Below are 15527 nucleotides of genomic sequence, written 5' to 3'. Positions count from 1 at the left end.
GGTCGTGCTCGACTGCGTCGGTCGGTTCGGGTGGCCGTTCGGTTCGGCCGATCGATGCGGTTCCGTCGGTCGCGTTCGGTGTGTGGGTGTGTCCTGTCATCGTTTCTCTTGCGTCTCTCACGTCGTCGCCCCCACGGCCCGTGAGACGGCCTTGAGCTTGCTCGGGTGCGTTTCCGGCAGGATCTCGGTTCCGCTGGCGGGGAACACCGCGCTCGGCGCGGCCTCGAAGCGGGCCTCGATCGTGGACTCGATCTCGTCGGTCGACTCCGCGAGCAGCTCGGGGGTGATCCCGCCGCCGACGCGAAGGTCGGGGAACCGGTCGGCCAGCGTCGCGGGATCGCTGCTGTCCAGCAGGACGCCGTCGATCGGCGTCCGCTCGGCGATCTCGGCCGCGACGTCAACGTCGTATCCCTCCGGCACGAACGCCACGGGAACGCCGAAGAACTCGGCGATGTTTCCGAGCATCTCCAGCGCCCCGACGTCCGTCTCGACGACGGCGGCCGGCGACTGGGCCCCCGTGGCGAACTCGGTCACGAGGAACGCGTCGACGCCAGCTCGGCCGTACGCCCGCGCCACGTCGCCGAAGACCTCGCGGATCAGCGCGGTCGTCTCCGGGTTCGCGTCGAGGCGTGCGTCCGCCAGCAGCTCGTTGAACGTCGCCACCGGGCCGGGGAGCCCGCCGACGACCGCGACGTCGTCGAGGGTCGCGGCGAGCCGCTCCGTTACGTCGAGGACCGTGGGAACGCGTCCTGCGGCAGCCACGTCGGTCGGCGCGCTCAGCTCGCCGCTCCCGGAGACCGATTCGACGACGAACCGGTCGGCCTCGTCGCTCCACTCGACGGCGGCGTCGAGGACGTCACACAGCAGCGTCCGGTCGAGGGTGGTCGCCACCGCGTCGTGTTCGAACAGCCGCTGTGCGCGCTGCCGGCCGTTCGCCGACTGCGTCGCGTCCCGGTGGTACACCTCGTGGGGAACCTGGTTGATCTCCGCCGCCAGCGTGTCGACGAGGGGCACGAACGGCTGCTCCGTCGAGAGCCCGTCCAGGTAGTCGACGGCCGGCGGCGATCCGAAGCTCATCGTTCGATGATCCCGTTTGCGTATTCGTCGATCGTGTACGTCCAGCCGTCCGGGACGACGTAGGTCGTGTCGGTCGCCTCGATCAGTGCTCGTCCCTCGACGACGTTGCCGGGCGCGAGGTCCTCACGCTGGTAGACGTCGGTTTCGACCCAGCCGTCGACGGGCCAGTACGCCTCGCGGGACCCCTTTCGGGCGTCGCCGGGGTCGGCGTCCCCGAGATCGTGGCGGTCCAGGTCCTCGGTGGCGACGGGCCCGACGGCGGTCAACACCAGCGTGTCGAGGTCGATCTCGTCCTCCGGGTCCGCGTCGAACGCGTCGATCACGGGGGCCAGATCGTCCGGTCCCGCGAGCCGGGACGGCACGTCGACCTCGCGGGTCTCGTCGCCGAGACGCGCCAGGATCGACGTTTGGAGCGCGACGTCGTCCGCGTCGAACCCCTCCCCGGCCATGTCCTGGATCGCCTCCGCCTCCAGCCGCTCGACGGTTCGATCGAACGCCTTCTCGTCGACGGAGGGGACGTCGCCCACGACGGTTTCGCCGAGCGCCTCCGAGTAGCGGTGTTCGACGTCCAGGGTCGCTCCGCCGAAGGCGCTGAACTCGGCCGCCGCGGGGGCGGTGATGACGCGGTTGATGCCGGCCGCCTCGGCGAAGGTACAGCAGTGGGTCGGCCCCGCGCCCCCGTAGGCGATCAGGGTGACGTCCGCCGGGTCCTCGCCGCGCTCGGCCAGCTGCGATTCGATGCTGTCGGCGATGTTCCGATCGACGCGCCGTCTGACCTGGAGCGCGGCCTCCGCGACCGAGACGCCGAGCGGGTCGGCGACCTGCCGTTCGAGCGCCTCCTCGGCCCGGTCCGCGTTGAGCTGCTGGTCCCCGCCGAGGAAGTAGTCCGGGTCGATGTAGCCCAGCGCGACGTCCGCGTCCGTCGTCGTCGGCTGGAATCCGCCGAGGTCGTAACACGCCGGGCCCGGCTCCGCGCCGGCGCTTTCGGGGCCGACCGAGAGCTCCCCGTCGCTCACCGAGGCGACGCTTCCGCCGCCGGCGCCCGCCGTGTGGACGTCGATCATCGGGACGTGGACCGGCATGTCCGCGACCTCCGGCAGAAGGTTTCGCTCGAGCTCGCCGTCGACGATCGTTCCCAGGTCGATGCTCGTGCCGCCCATGTCGGCGCTCATCACCGAGTCCAGGTCGTACAGCTCCCGGAACGCGTCGGCCCCGAGCACCCCCGCGACCGGGCCGGAGTTGTAGGTGTGTAACGCGACGGTCTTGGAGACGCCGGCGACGCCGCCGGTGGACTGGCCGATGAGCAGCGGGTTCGAGTAGCCGCTGTTTCGGGCGTCGTCCTCCGCCTTATAAAGCGACCGGGCCATCGGCCGGTGCACGTACGCGTTGACCAGGGCCGTGTACGTTCGCGTTCGATATCCCGGCCGGCTGCTGACCTCGTTGGCGGTCAGCACCTGGTTGGGACCGAGGTAGTGGGGCGGATACTCGGTCTCGATGACCGTGCGCGCCCGCTCCTCGTTCGTCTCGTCGTGAAACGAGTTGGCGAAGCTGATGAGCAGGAGCTTCGCGCCCCTGTTCATCAGGGTCTTGGCGGCCGCCTGTACCTCGTCGGCGTCGACGGGGTCGACCACCTCGCCGTCCGCGTCGGTCCGCTCCTCGACGCCGATCACGAGGTCATCGCCCGCGATCAGTCCCTCGTCCGCGTCCTCGGCGCTGAACAGGTCGTCCTCCTCGCCGGCGGTCGCGATGAGCCCGATCTTCGGGCCCGACCGTTCGATGATCGTGTTCGTCCCGATCGTCGTCGAGAACCGGATGACGTCCGTGTCGACGAGGAACTCCTCGGTCGGCTTGTCGAGCTTGGCCGCCGCCTTGTCGATGCAGTTGCGGAAACACACCGTGAGGTCGTGGTCCGTCGTCGGGACCTTGACCGTCGTCGATCCGTCCGGAGACGACACGTAGCCGTCGGTGAAGGTCCCGCCGGTATCGATGCTCACGTAATAGTCATCCTCTACCATGCGACCGACCCATTGTACACTATCTATATAAATATTTTGGGGGAGTCAACACTGAACACTCGATCGCCGCCCCCGACCACCGGCTCGTGGAGTCCGGACGGCGTTTCGACGGCGCCCCGGAGTTTGTCATTGCCAAACGACCTCGACGAGGGCGGCACGTCGCCGCTTCTTTGGTTCCGATCGGCAGGGATATTACAGCTATATACGTGTCAGTTTGACGTCGTCACGGCCGAGTGGTCGCGACAGCGTCTCCGGATTTCACATTGACGAATCCGAAACCGATCGGGCAGGCGGTGAGTTCACACCTCGCGCTCCCGTGAATGGATCCGTATCTCGATGTCGTTGGCCGCCTCCGTGACCGCCGCGGGGAGCGTCCGCTCGAACCGGTCGCCGGTCCAGCTCGCGGCCGACCCCGAGACGCTGACGGCCCCGAGCACTGTCCCGTCCTCGTCGTGCAGGATGGGGGCGCCCACCGCTCGGATGCCCGGCATGTGTTCCTGGTCGTTGAGCGCGTAGCCGCGGTCCCGAACCGTCTCCAGCTCCTCCAGCAGCCGCTCCCGGTCCGTGATCGTCCGGGAGGTCCGCGAGGGGAGCCCATGATCGTCGAGGATCTCGTGGACCCGCGACTCGGGCAGATACGCGAGTATGGACTTTCCGCCCGCAGTACAGTTGACGTGTCGCTGGAGCCGGCCACGTTTCTCGATGTGGAAGTCCTTGCCGATGGCGTTCTCCCCGTATACCTCCTCCAGGATGAGGAGCCGGTTATCGTACTCGGTCTGCAGGTGAACGCAACCGCCCGTTTCGAGCGCGAGTTCCTGGATGATCGTCCTCGAGGCCGCGTACAGCGTCGATCGGTTCCGGGCTCGAATGCCGAAGGGAATGAACATCGAGCCGAGCCGGTACTCCGTTCCGTCCTTGTCCACGAAACCGTGGTCCCGCAGCGTCGAGAGGTACGTGTGGACGCTGCCCGCCGACAGCTCCGAGTCGGACGCCAGCTCCGAGATCGTCGACGGCCCGTTCCGGCGGAGGGCCTCCAGGAGCTCACATCCCCGATCGACCGATTGGATGGTTCGTTTTCCGGCGTCCCGTGCCATGGTACCGCATCTCTCTCGAGACGCTTAGTCTTTGTCATTACCAAATATTCATAGTTCGGAGCGATCGCCGAAACATACCTGCTACCGCCGTTCTCCAAATCCATCTGACATAAATATGCGTTGTGAAACTTGGAGAACTTGGATCGGATCAGTTGGTGTTCGATCATCCGCGTTTTTGTTCGGATCTCGCGTGATCTCCGCAGCAGTTCTAAACGACTTTGTCTCATAAGTTCGTTGTCATATAATATCAATACACAGTTTATAATTATGATGTTTATATAGGTGATCTGAGAATAGTCACCATCACTAGTTCGGATTCGAGTCCTATTCCCCGCGATGAATGCTACTACGGATCGTGGGGAGATCCAACGAAACGACCTATATTCATATACTATTCCTGTTTGATACGTAAAATATATTATTTCATATATTTATTAGGGGGATTCTCGTAACTGTTAGTACGTTCCATAGTCATGAATAATATATGAATTCGGATTCAACTACCGATCGTCTGGTGAAGTCCGATGAGACGCTCTTAGCGATCATCGAGGAGGTACGTGACGCAAACGGTATCGGCGTTACTACACTAGCAAACAAATTGAATTTAGCAAAGAGTTCGGTTCATAGCCATCTAAAAACAATGCAGTCTCACGGCTTTATTGTAAAACGCAACGGAAAATACCACCTCGGCTTAGAACTGTTTAGGTATGGTCAATACACACGTATCGAACGAGATGTTTATTCGGCTGCCTTTCCCGTCCTCAACCAAATTGCGGCGGACACCGGTGAATCCTCTTGGTTAATGACCCACGAAAATGGTCGATTGATGTACTTGGACGGTCGCGATCCCAATGACGAAATCAACGTGAATGCGCTTATTGGATCATGGGAGCATATGCACGTGAACTCCGGCGGGAAGGTTATTCTTGCTCACCTTCCGGATGAGAAGACGACTGAAATCATTGAGGAATCTGGTCTACCAAAACAAACGGAAAACTCGATCACCGACCCTGAAGAACTCACGGAGGAGCTGAACCAAGCTCGCGACCAGGGATACGCATTGAACCTCGGGGAAGGCATTCGAGAAATGAACGCCGTCGCTGTGCCTCTCATTTCTCAAGACACGGTTCGGGGGGCACTCGCAGTTGCCGGTCCGGCTTATCGGGTCGATAAGGAGCGCTGTGAGGGGGAGTTATTGGATCGGTTGCGTGCAGCTGCCGATGACATCGGATTAAATTTGGTTTATTAGATCCTTGACTCAGCAATACAATTTGTGTGAATTATTTATAATTAATGTCACTCAATCATATTATTGAATACACGATTAAGACGCCGAAAACATCAAATCATCATTAGATCGGATTTTCACGACGTAATTAAGTTATTGTTGAGTGAATGCAACACTCTCACGAGTGATTGTTTCCCCGAATGCGAGGCTAAAATGTTCTAATGCAAAATCCCGCCATTTCGTCGATCTGTAGCCGACTGCATCGGATACGATAACGGATCGGAAATCAAGAAGCGCGGCGCTTCTTGCGGTATGGAGTACGCAAATACTTGCTTGAGTACCACAGAAAATTAAGTCAGTAAGACCGTGTGTTGATAGGAAGGCCTCCAATCCAGTCTCGTTGAAAGCATCATACGTGTATTTATCGACGATATGATCGTCGTCGTGTATCTCGAATTCATCGACTATGTTTGCGTCCCAACTGTTCTCTACAATATAGTCTCCCCAACGGGTGGATTCATCATAGGAATATGATTGCTTGAACTGTTCTGGTGGATGGATGTCTCGAGTAAAGATGATTTCGGCATTGGCCTCCCGCATTAGTTCTATTAATTCAGATATGTTATCGATCGCGTTGTTGCTTGAAGCATCATACAGACACCCATCTGGTTTGGCGAATCCATTCTGCATATCCACTACCACAAGGGCAGTCTTTGTCGGGTCAAAGCGCATATCACATAATTAAATTAGTATCTGATAAGGCTATTGGAAGTATAAGAATATTGTGGAGGTGCTTACGTGCATATCCGGAACGATTTACGGGTTTGATCCTCGATTAGATACCGTATTCGCGGAGTGCATCGTGGAAGGCTTGGTATCGTGACCGCGGCCACCGCAAGAACCTCTAGACTGACGACGCTTTCCTGGTAACCTAGAGGTCATCCGTATGTTCCATTTCTTTGAGTTGGTCAAGTAGCCGCCGGAAATATCGTACTTTATCCTTTCGAGGAAGTGGTTTTAGCCTCGACGCGGTAGCGAGTCTTCGCGACGGTGAAAGGAGTAATGATACGTAATTGTGAAGATATAAAAAACTCGTCTTTTTCTACGAAATAACGGAGTGGTAGTTGTTCCGTCTAGTGAAATTTCGGAGCGCTATTTTGATTCTCCACCTTCACCATCAGCAACTGGTTTCGGTTGATCCTTCCGCCCTCCTTCAGACTGTACTGGTTCGACGGTAGCCTTTCTTTGATCGAGCAAATCACTAATAGTAACATAATTATTATGGTATCTATTTTTCACTACCACATAGATGCTAACCAACACGACTAGGTATAGCACCGTGAATGGTAGTGCAAGTGATGTAGACAAGGACTGTAAGACACCTGCTCCACCTCCGAGATAGGTCGTCATAATTCCAATACTGATCAGGAGGACTCCCCAGACGGCACGGTTCCGTTGATTTGGTTCTTGCTCACCCGTGTTAATTGCTGCAAGCATATAGACGGCTGAATCAAGAGACGTAAGTATATAACTCACAAACGCGATTAAGACTAAGACACCGATGAGATTAGAATAGGGTGCGACTGTAATGAGGGTACTTAGTGCTGCAGCTTGCCCCTGTTCTAGATACGCTGCTGTGATTTCATTAATGTAGTTCGGATGCAACGCCCATCCCGCAAGGACGGAGTGCTGGATCAGTAAGAATACGGTCGGTGCAATGCCTAACCCCAGGAAGACTTCGCGGATCGTTCTACCTTTTGAAACTCGTGCAACGAAGCTACCCACGAAGATCCCCCAAGCGGCCCACCAAGCCCACCAGAAGCCAGTCCAATAGTTTGACCAGAGACTCGTGCTTGTCGACCCGGTGTATGTCATCAGACGCGGCATATTATTCAGCCAAAAACCCGTTGCATCGAGCCCTAGCTCGGCGATGAATAATTTCGGTCCAACGACGACCAGAATACCAATTAGCAACGTGTTCATAATGACGGCCAGTCGAGCGGCGTTTCGAATGCCGTTTTCCAGGCCAGCCATCACATCTAGTAAGAATATCAGAGCGATAGCAATGAAAACTAATGTTATTAGAAGTTGCGAATGAATCCCATACACCATCCCTATGATGGACGATATCTGGCTACTTATGAATCCTAGTCCAGTAGCAACTCCACCAACGATCGCAATAAGTGTGAGTAGATCCACAATAGAGAAGACGGTGCTATATCGATCTCGATCGAGAATTGGTTCGAGTAACGTACTGATCTTCCAAGTTCCCTTACCCCAGGCGATCAGCCCAAATGCGATTCCAAACGGAAGATACCAGGCAATGAGGCCAGGCATAATATCATGTATGAACATATATGATAGGGCAACGACCTCAATTGGTTCTCCATAGGTTGGTAGTGTATCTGGTGGGTTGTTAACAATAGCAATCGGTTCTGCAACACCATAGAATAACACCGAACTCGAATAACCGACTGTGAAGATCATCGAAAGCCAAGAGAACCAACCGAACTCAACGTCCGCTTCTTCCCCACCCAACCGGAGACGGCCATATTTCGAAATCATCAGCCCCACAAAAAATATAACGAGAATGAGGCTCAGAGCTATAAACCACCAATTGAAATACGTCACGACATAATTGAACAGATCTGACAACGTTTGTCTAACGATCTCCGGATAAAGGATGCCTCCTATCGCCAGTGCAAGTGAAAAGCTAGCAGATAATATAAACACCACTTTCTCTGATCTAGTGCTATTCTCTAACCCAAGTGCGTATGTTGTGCTAACCATCCGCACCTCCACATATATAGTGGAGGTATAAATAATTATCCCAGAATCCAAGGGTAGCTCACCACATTATACCGTGGTGAATCGATGTTGAGTTACGACTACACGGAATCACACATCGGTTCGATAGTATTGGGGGGTGACCATTGAAATAATCTCAGAGACATGTTAGTACCACTTCAGCACTCGTACGGCATCTCCCAACTATCGCTTCATTACTGCGCACGAAATTTGCCAGTACTGCAGATTAGTCTTTTATCCGGACGGGCGCGTTATGTTTGAGCATCACTGGCGTTGATCCACACTGTAAGATCGGTGGTTCGAGCTAATTCTCCCACCCCCGTGAGATCGGCAGGTCGCATCACTATTCACTACGACACAACGATTCTCACCGTTCCAAACCGGGACCAGCACCGGTTTCCGAACCGACGGAGTCCGGCGAAAATATACCATTGCTCCATTCGAATAGGTCCTCCCAGACGTCCCTCTCAATCACAACTCCCTCGTTAATCAATTTCCGCCTCTTTTCGTTGATCGTTGGGGGCTCATATACGGTCGTCAATTGATCCGTATTTTCCCTCACGAACTCGTGTGCCACTCGCTGCATTCCCGTGGCGTTTTGCGGGTGCGTCGGGCTATAACAGATCGTGACGAACCCTGATTCGGAGTCATCATTATTTCCCGAAGCTGGCCGTATTGCACCCGCCAACAGTCGCTGAAGCGTATCCGCGTCCGTTGTTGTCGGGTCGGTGTGTTGGCTCTGATCGAAAAAGGCCTGCACTAATGGGCTATGACGTCGATCATATATCCCGTTCGTGATGATGCTCCGGAGTTTTCGATAGCTTTCGGACGGCCCTTGCAGTTTCGTCTCTGCAACTATCGGCTGCTCTTCACCAGGGACTGCGAGGAAGCTTCTCGATCCGTCCGGGGAGTTCGTCAGCACGATGGAGATGAGCCCGCGACTTGCGGCGTTATACGCAGTATGTCCGATCGTGGCAAAGCTACTGTCCTGCTCCGTGAACGGAATGTACGTAATCCCCAGTCCCGATTCCTTCGCTTTCGAACAGCTGAGATCTAGCGCCGGCGTGCTTGACACGATACACGGCTGACCGCCTTCATTGAGTATGGCGAAGTTCGAGCTTTGCCGTTCGATCGAAATACGCCCTTGATCTAACTCGGCTGTTTCGTTGATGATCTTGTGAAGCGAGGTGAGCCCACGTTCTTTGTACAGTTCTGTCCACCAAACTGATTCCGCGTTCGTCTTCGAGACGCCTCTCGAAAGGCCAGCCGAGGCGAGACAGCGGTCCGCAAGCTGGAACACCTCTCGTGAACTCAATCTCATTGTGTCACCTCGGAACTCGTCTTTTGGCTTGGTCTTGGCGGATAGAGCCAGTAGGAGTGCTGTCCGTTTCGGATGTCCTCTGGTAGTGGTGCCCCCTGAAAGAAGGTCCCTTTAACCCATCCTTTGTTAGCCGGATGTGCCTTCTGAATTCCCCAAAACGACTTGACGAGAGCAACCAAGTGGAGCGGGATGAAGTCGGAATCCAGTACATTGCCCCGGATTTCGGCGTATGCCAGTCCGTGCACCGACTGAATACGTTCGATGATATACCTGTGTTCGGGATGGTCGAGAAGCACCTCAGCGACGGTCGTCGACGCATCAAACGTTTGTAAAGCCTCGACGAGCTGTTGTACTTGAAGCGCGATATCTACGGGAAGAGCGTACTCTTCGGCAGTACTTTCGCCCTTTCTTCCTAACCGGGGCTCCTCACCCTTGACCGAACGGTACCAGAAGATATCGTTGGCTCCCGGTGCGGACATGTCGATATCGAGCGCCCAGGCATAGTCCGTATTGATGATGTTCCGAAGGCGTTCGACGGTCATCTCAGGTTGAATATCACATTTCTCCGATGTGATGAGTGCGTCCTGAAGCCCCTCACACACGGTTGGATGGACGTCCAACAGCAGAGAATAGAGTACTTCGTTGGTTTCCGGTTCGAACGTCTGATCCGCCCACCGAGTGAGTTCCTTCCAGGAGTCGACGTGACTGGTACGCTCCACCTTTTTTCTGATGCTGTTTAGGCCGTCGGATATCCTTGATTTCGCCAAGAAAAACTCCTTTGAGTCGCTCTCGTCCTCAGCGAACCACACTTCTGCTCTGTGCAGCACATCGACCAACTTCCGAATCTCGTCGTTGGTTGGCGTAATGGTCTTCACGCGTGCGACCGCGATCTCCCTCGTGCGCATCCACGTGTGGATCAGTTTGGGGTGATTAACCGCAAAAATCGCGACTCCCATTCCGGATGAGTTGCCTGTTCCGAGATACTTTCGAATTTCGTAATCTAGGTCAGCAGCATCGTCGCTTCGCTCCTTTGCAATGGCATCCGCAAGGTCGTAGCCGAAGATCCGCCACATATAGGCGGCGAGCATTTGAGCCAAATACGGCTCATTGAGCGGATGATCATCCCCTAACGCTGCGAAAGCCCTCGTTCCATTCAATCCGTTCCCATAGTATCCGGAGGAGCGGATCAGGTAGCCGCCTTTTGCTAGGAAGTCGATGTCGGGTTGGTGGCCTTCCTCCAGTGATTCAACGATGTGACCGAAGAACCTGGAACTCCGGTTCGCCCGTGTCCAAATTAGTACATCGTCAGGAGTCGCTCGTCCCGTTCGGACGTTCGGTAGCTCCTCAAACTGCCAGTCCACGAATTCCGGATCCGGATCACCTTCACAAAGGAATCCCCACATATCCCAGGTGTCCGCGGTGATTCGATCCGTCTTCTTCTCCTCACTGATCTTTTGAGAATAGATCGGGAATGCGAACTCGTGAGTTGGTGTCGTAATGCTGTATCTAGCCCGTCCGTTTCCGTTTTCGTCGACTGAGATCTCCTGAAGTTCGATGTTCCATTCCTCTTCGACCATTCGTTTGATCAGAATGCGGGTAAAGCTCAGGGGCGTTTGCTGAAGGGCACCCAGACGCTCCGGCTGCATCAGTTCTGACGGATCCCGTAATGAATCCATTCGGTAGGGTTGCTCGTCTCGAACCATCGATCGACGTTTCTTCATCTCATTATATATATCTTTCCCAGATGTGCTCCGGGCTGTGGGTTGGCTCCGATCCTTATGACGAAACACATAGCTGATCTAGTTCGTTGTTACCGAACGTTTTGCCTCATTCGCGTAAAAACGGTCTCGAATTATCTTGCAACTTATCGATGGCAATCGTCGACGCCCATTTGTTCGGTGTTGACGAACGCTGTTGCATCTGCGGGTTTCGCTGTCATCGGCCATTCTGTCCTACGCTCGAATCCGCATAGCCCTCTTCTTCCGTATGCTCTCACTATCCATTACAAGGTTACTTCTGTAATTTTGTTTCTCCGTGATCTCTGTTCGTTGACACCGAACTACTCTGGGAGTCGCCATCCTATGGAGAACCGTTTCCGTGATCTGCATATCGGGTATCCGGGTGTGTTTACGAACCGATTTTAGTCTATGAATTGAAAAGTGCCAATATTAATAAGCCCATACAAGAAAGATTCGTTCGTATGCCAGATTCCAACGCTGTTGTTGATAGTGTGAATGAGTACGACGTACTCATCGATGGTGAGTACCGCGAAGCCGTCTCCGAGGACCGAATATCCGTCACGTTTCCATATACTGGTGAACGGTGGGCAACGGTTCCACAAGCCGATGCCGAGGACGTTGATGCCGCAGTCAAGACGGCACGAAATACGTTTGAGAATACGTGGAAGGATACGCTTCCGAGCACCCGACGGGATATTCTCCACCAAATTGCGGACGTCCTCGATCAACACTACGAAGAGCTCGGACGTCTCGAGACCCTCCAGAACGGAAAACTCATTCGCGAGATGGAGGCACAGATCGAAGGACTCGGTGAGTGGTACCGGTACTATGGGAGTCTCTGTGATACGCTTGAGGGCAAAACGATTCCAGTGGAGAACAAAAACGGCCAGATGTTCAATTATACCAAACGGGAACCCTACGGTGTCGTTGGAGCGATCACCCCTTGGAACTCCCCGTTGCTGTTACTAAGTCTCAAACTGGCTCCGGCACTCGCGGCAGGTAACACGTTCGTTCACAAACCTAGCGAACAGACTCCCGTAAGCGCCCTTCGGTTTGCCGAACTCATCTATGAGGAGACGGACCTGCCAAAGGGTGCGTACAACGTTATTACGGGCGCCGCAAGCACGGGGAAAGCGTTGACCGAACACGACAGCGTCAACAAACTCTCGTTTACCGGGAGTACCGCAGTCGGGCGACAGATCGGCCAAACGGCTGGTGATCGGCTCGTTCCGGTTTCGCTTGAGCTCGGTGGAAAAAGTCCCAACATCGTCTTCGCTGACGCAAACCTGGATAACGCTGTGAACGGGGTTATCAAAGGGATATTTGCAGCAAGTGGACAGACGTGTGTTGCCGGCTCGCGCGTCCTTGTCTCCGAGGAGATTTATGATGAGTTCATCGAACGGTTCGTTTCACGGACGAGCGAGATCAAACTCGGTGACCCCTTGGATCCTGAAACGGAGATGGGCCCGATCGCATTCTCGGACCAATGGAAGAAGGTCAAGGAATATATCGATCTCGGCCGTTCGGAGGGGGCAGAGATCGCGTTCGGTGGCAGCCAACCGCAGAGACTCGCCGGCGACCTCTTCATTGAACCGACCATTCTTACGGATGTCGACAGCGAAATGAGGGTTGCTCAGGAGGAGATCTTCGGACCCGTGGCATCCGTTATCCGATTCTCGGATGAGGAGGAAGCCGTCCAGTTAGCGAACGACACTGATTACGGCCTCGCCGCTGGCGTGTGGACGGAAGACATTCGTCGAGCCCACCGGTTGGCCGACGCGATCGATGCTGGCACCGTCTGCATTAACGAATACCGCGTGATGTCTTACCGCTCTCCGTTGGGTGGATACAAAGACAGCGGCCTTGGAAGGGAACAAGGTCAACAGGGTCTCGATGAATACCTTCAGACGAAGAGCGTCTGGATTGATCTCGCTGGGGAGGTTTCCGATCCCTTCAATATGGACACGTAAGCTGTTGTGATCGGATCGAATTGATTGGTGAAATCGACGGCTCGGGTGGTTCGTCTCGTGTTCGTTATCGTGGTATCCGATAATATTATATATCATTCCTCTAAATGTGGGATCGTAATGGAAGACACGATCAGTGGGATCCTCTCGCCAGTGTTAACTCCGATCGAGGATGGTGTCGTCAAGACGGATCTGGTTCCGAAGTCGGTTGCATTCACGCAATTATGTGGGTGCCACGGCCTCATCGCCGCGGGAACCGGTGTACAAGAAACGGTTGCGTTGACGGTGTCCGAGCGGAAGGACCTGATCGAAGCTACGATCGACGCGTCCGATGAGCGTCCGGTTCTGGCCGGCGTCTCCCATCCCTCAACGAGCGTCGCTATCGAGCTCACGGCACACGCGGAATCGATTGGTGCTGACGGTATCCTCGCGATGCCGCCGTGGGGACTCCCCCCGAGTGATGCCGCCATAGAACGGTACTACGAATCCATTTCGGAAGCAACGGATCTACCGATCTTGTTGTACAACAACCCATCGGTCACCGTCGATCTCTCCACCGAGACGATGCGACGGATTGCTCGGTATGAGAACGTCGAGTATATCAAAGAAACGTCCCGCAACTGGAAGAAGATCGCGTGGCTCATTGAGAACATCGATAACGCAGGATTGGCGTCAGTATTCGGAACGATGGATGTCCTGTTGCCCGTATTGGCTGCTGGAGGTCAGGGTGCGGTAATTCCCGCTCCGGCCAGTAGTCCGGCAATGAGGGTGTACGAAGCGTTCAAAAACGAGGAGCTAGAAGCTGCAACCGAAGCACAGCGATCCTTCGTCGATTTCCCGCCGGCAGAGGTGGACGTCGGGCTGATGTCTGCAGTCAAAGCTGCAACGAACCTTTCCGGCGTTCCGATCGGTACTCCTCGACCTCCATATTCGCCGGTTAGTGACGAGGGATGTGCCGCGATCGAACGGTGGCTCGCGCGAGAGAAGATTCCCTCACTGGAGGGGATCACTTCCTAATCGGTTGATCCAGTTCGACTACATATCGAAACTCGATTCTGCACAGATCTTCCGCTACCAATAGGTTGATATGTGATGTCACTAATCTCGCTAGTATGAGGCAGGATGCTGGTAGCATCGTCACTGTAGACGGTCGGATCGATCCCGATTCACTCGGGATAACGATGGCACACGAACACCTGTTTACCGACCTTTCGGTTACATCCGACAAGGTCGAGTTCGAATCGCCGATCGATCAGCGGCGCTCGAGGGAGCCGCTAGCCCTTGAGAATCGATGGTTTGTACAACAAGGCGGCGGATTCCATATGGCACCTGAACAACTATTTCTGGATTCGCTCGATGATGCCATCGAGGAGATCTCAAAGTACTATCGGCACGGCGGAGACTCCATAGTCGACGTCACGCCGAAACATTTCGGACGCGATCCCGAGGCGGTACGCGCAGTGATGCGGGAAACTGGAGTGAACCTCATCCATGGGACGGCATACTATACGCAAGCGAGCCATCCGCCGGAGCTATCTACGAAAACCATTGACGAAATCAGGGAAGAATTCGTTAGCGATGTTCGCTCCGGAATCGGCTCAACGGACGTGCGTGCTGGAATCATCGGGGAGCTCGGCGTCTCCGGTGAGATCCACGAGGATGAAGAAAAAGTACTACGAGCCGGCGCGCGCGCAGCCCTCGATACTGGTGCCCCCGTGACGGTACATCCGAACGGGAAGAGCCATCGGCGTGATGGTACGTATCCTTCTTCGAGGTGGGGCCTGAAGATACTCGACATTCTCGAAGACGAAGGGTTGCCGGCTGAGCGTGTCGTGATCGATCATATGGACCGTGCATTTTTTGAGGGGACCGGACTCGAGTATCAAAAGAAGATAGCCGATCGAGGTGGGTTCATCGCGTATGACGAATGGGGAGCAGAACGGAACTTCACCGTAGACTGGATCGAACGCGACTATGCGCGTCCGTCCAACCTCCATCGAGCGGAATGGATCTCCGAACTCGTTGCTGAAGGCTATGCATCACATATCCTCTTTTCACACGATCGGCACCGAAAGTCACAGCTGGCCAAATACGGTGGACGAGGATACTTCCACATCGTTAATGACGTGGTTCCGTTGTTGTTGATCGATGAACCGGGCAGAGAATTCGGAATTTCGGAAAGTGCTGTCGAACGAATTCTCGTCGAGAACCCAAAACGAATGTTAACTTTCGCCGATCCCGAATGAAGTCGTTATCCTGGAGCTTCGACTGTTACATA

At 55.2% G+C, this 15527-nt stretch carries 11 protein-coding genes; 4 read left to right on the top strand and 7 right to left on the bottom strand.

Annotated elements, in window-relative coordinates; translation table 11 throughout:
• Positions 1-117: 117 nt before the first annotated feature.
• From CPZ00_RS04100 to CPZ00_RS04090, 3 genes are all read right to left on the bottom strand, one after another.
• Positions 118-1077, bottom strand: coding sequence for a uroporphyrinogen decarboxylase family protein (locus CPZ00_RS04100; protein WP_096389759.1), 960 nt, complete (start codon positions 1075-1077; stop codon positions 118-120).
• Complete coding sequence (locus CPZ00_RS04095) at positions 1074-3092, bottom strand: hydantoinase/oxoprolinase family protein (RefSeq protein WP_096389758.1); 2019 nt, start codon at positions 3090-3092, stop codon at positions 1074-1076. The genes CPZ00_RS04100 and CPZ00_RS04095 overlap by 4 nt, the downstream gene beginning before the upstream one ends.
• 299 nt (positions 3093-3391) lie before the next feature.
• On the bottom strand, positions 3392-4186 hold the full coding sequence (locus CPZ00_RS04090; RefSeq protein WP_096389757.1) for an IclR family transcriptional regulator: 795 nt from the start codon (positions 4184-4186) through the stop codon (positions 3392-3394).
• Positions 4187-4670: 484 nt separating this feature from the next.
• Between CPZ00_RS04090 and CPZ00_RS04085 the strand changes: the two genes are divergently transcribed.
• Positions 4671-5435: an IclR family transcriptional regulator gene (locus CPZ00_RS04085; RefSeq protein ID WP_096389756.1), complete on the top strand. Its 765-nt coding sequence runs from the start codon at positions 4671-4673 to the stop codon at positions 5433-5435.
• 132 nt (positions 5436-5567) lie between these two features.
• On the opposite strand, the gene CPZ00_RS04080 is transcribed toward CPZ00_RS04085, so the two are convergent.
• From CPZ00_RS04080 to CPZ00_RS04070, 4 genes are all read right to left on the bottom strand, one after another.
• Complete coding sequence (locus CPZ00_RS04080) at positions 5568-6146, bottom strand: cysteine hydrolase family protein (protein WP_096389755.1); 579 nt, start codon at positions 6144-6146, stop codon at positions 5568-5570.
• Between the two features lie 420 nt (positions 6147-6566).
• The gene (locus CPZ00_RS04075; protein WP_157744173.1) at positions 6567-8204 is read right to left on the bottom strand and encodes a BCCT family transporter; all 1638 of its coding nucleotides are present in this window, start codon (positions 8202-8204) and stop codon (positions 6567-6569) included.
• Between the two features lie 385 nt (positions 8205-8589).
• Positions 8590-9543 carry a hypothetical protein gene (locus CPZ00_RS15280; RefSeq protein WP_157744172.1) on the bottom strand — a complete coding sequence of 318 codons (954 nt, stop codon included), beginning with the start codon at positions 9541-9543 and terminating at the stop codon, positions 8590-8592.
• Positions 9540-11246 (bottom strand): hypothetical protein, encoded by a 1707-nt coding sequence (locus tag CPZ00_RS04070; protein WP_096389753.1) that lies wholly within the window; start codon positions 11244-11246, stop codon positions 9540-9542. The genes CPZ00_RS15280 and CPZ00_RS04070 overlap by 4 nt, the downstream gene beginning before the upstream one ends.
• Positions 11247-11743: 497 nt before the next feature.
• Between CPZ00_RS04070 and CPZ00_RS04065 the strand changes: the two genes are divergently transcribed.
• From CPZ00_RS04065 to CPZ00_RS04055, 3 genes are all read left to right on the top strand, one after another.
• Entirely contained in the window at positions 11744-13252 is a 1509-nt protein-coding gene (locus tag CPZ00_RS04065) for an aldehyde dehydrogenase (RefSeq protein WP_172861775.1), read from the top strand.
• Positions 13253-13369: 117 nt separating this feature from the next.
• Positions 13370-14266, top strand: a complete 897-nt coding sequence (locus CPZ00_RS04060; RefSeq protein WP_096389751.1) for a dihydrodipicolinate synthase family protein — start codon at positions 13370-13372, stop codon at positions 14264-14266.
• Positions 14267-14361: 95 nt separating this feature from the next.
• Positions 14362-15495: a phosphotriesterase family protein gene (locus CPZ00_RS04055; protein WP_096389750.1), complete on the top strand. Its 1134-nt coding sequence runs from the start codon at positions 14362-14364 to the stop codon at positions 15493-15495.
• Positions 15496-15527: the final 32 nt, after the last annotated feature.

Source organism: Halopenitus persicus (genome assembly GCF_002355635.1).
GTDB classification, from domain to species: Archaea; Halobacteriota; Halobacteria; order Halobacteriales; family Haloferacaceae; genus Halopenitus; species Halopenitus persicus_A.
Note: the sequence above shows the minus strand (reverse complement) of the source record. Positions and strands in the feature narration are given on the sequence as shown.

What these genes read in the sequence shown, in the direction of transcription:
- CPZ00_RS04085 (WP_096389756.1), top strand. Translation starts at nt 4,671, where the DNA reads ATGAATTCGGATTCAACTACCGATCGTCTGGTGAAGTCCGATGAGACG.
- CPZ00_RS04065 (WP_172861775.1), top strand. Translation starts at nt 11,744, where the DNA reads ATGCCAGATTCCAACGCTGTTGTTGATAGTGTGAATGAGTACGACGTA.
- CPZ00_RS04095 (WP_096389758.1), bottom strand. Translation starts at nt 3,092, where the DNA reads ATGGTAGAGGATGACTATTACGTGAGCATCGATACCGGCGGGACCTTC.
- CPZ00_RS04090 (WP_096389757.1), bottom strand. Translation starts at nt 4,186, where the DNA reads ATGGCACGGGACGCCGGAAAACGAACCATCCAATCGGTCGATCGGGGA.
- CPZ00_RS04100 (WP_096389759.1), bottom strand. Translation starts at nt 1,077, where the DNA reads ATGAGCTTCGGATCGCCGCCGGCCGTCGACTACCTGGACGGGCTCTCG.
- CPZ00_RS15280 (WP_157744172.1), bottom strand. Translation starts at nt 9,543, where the DNA reads ATGAGATTGAGTTCACGAGAGGTGTTCCAGCTTGCGGACCGCTGTCTC.
- CPZ00_RS04080 (WP_096389755.1), bottom strand. Translation starts at nt 6,146, where the DNA reads ATGCGCTTTGACCCGACAAAGACTGCCCTTGTGGTAGTGGATATGCAG.
- CPZ00_RS04075 (WP_157744173.1), bottom strand. Translation starts at nt 8,204, where the DNA reads ATGGTTAGCACAACATACGCACTTGGGTTAGAGAATAGCACTAGATCA.
- CPZ00_RS04060 (WP_096389751.1), top strand. Translation starts at nt 13,370, where the DNA reads ATGGAAGACACGATCAGTGGGATCCTCTCGCCAGTGTTAACTCCGATC.
- CPZ00_RS04055 (WP_096389750.1), top strand. Translation starts at nt 14,362, where the DNA reads ATGAGGCAGGATGCTGGTAGCATCGTCACTGTAGACGGTCGGATCGAT.
- CPZ00_RS04070 (WP_096389753.1), bottom strand. Translation starts at nt 11,246, where the DNA reads ATGGTTCGAGACGAGCAACCCTACCGAATGGATTCATTACGGGATCCG.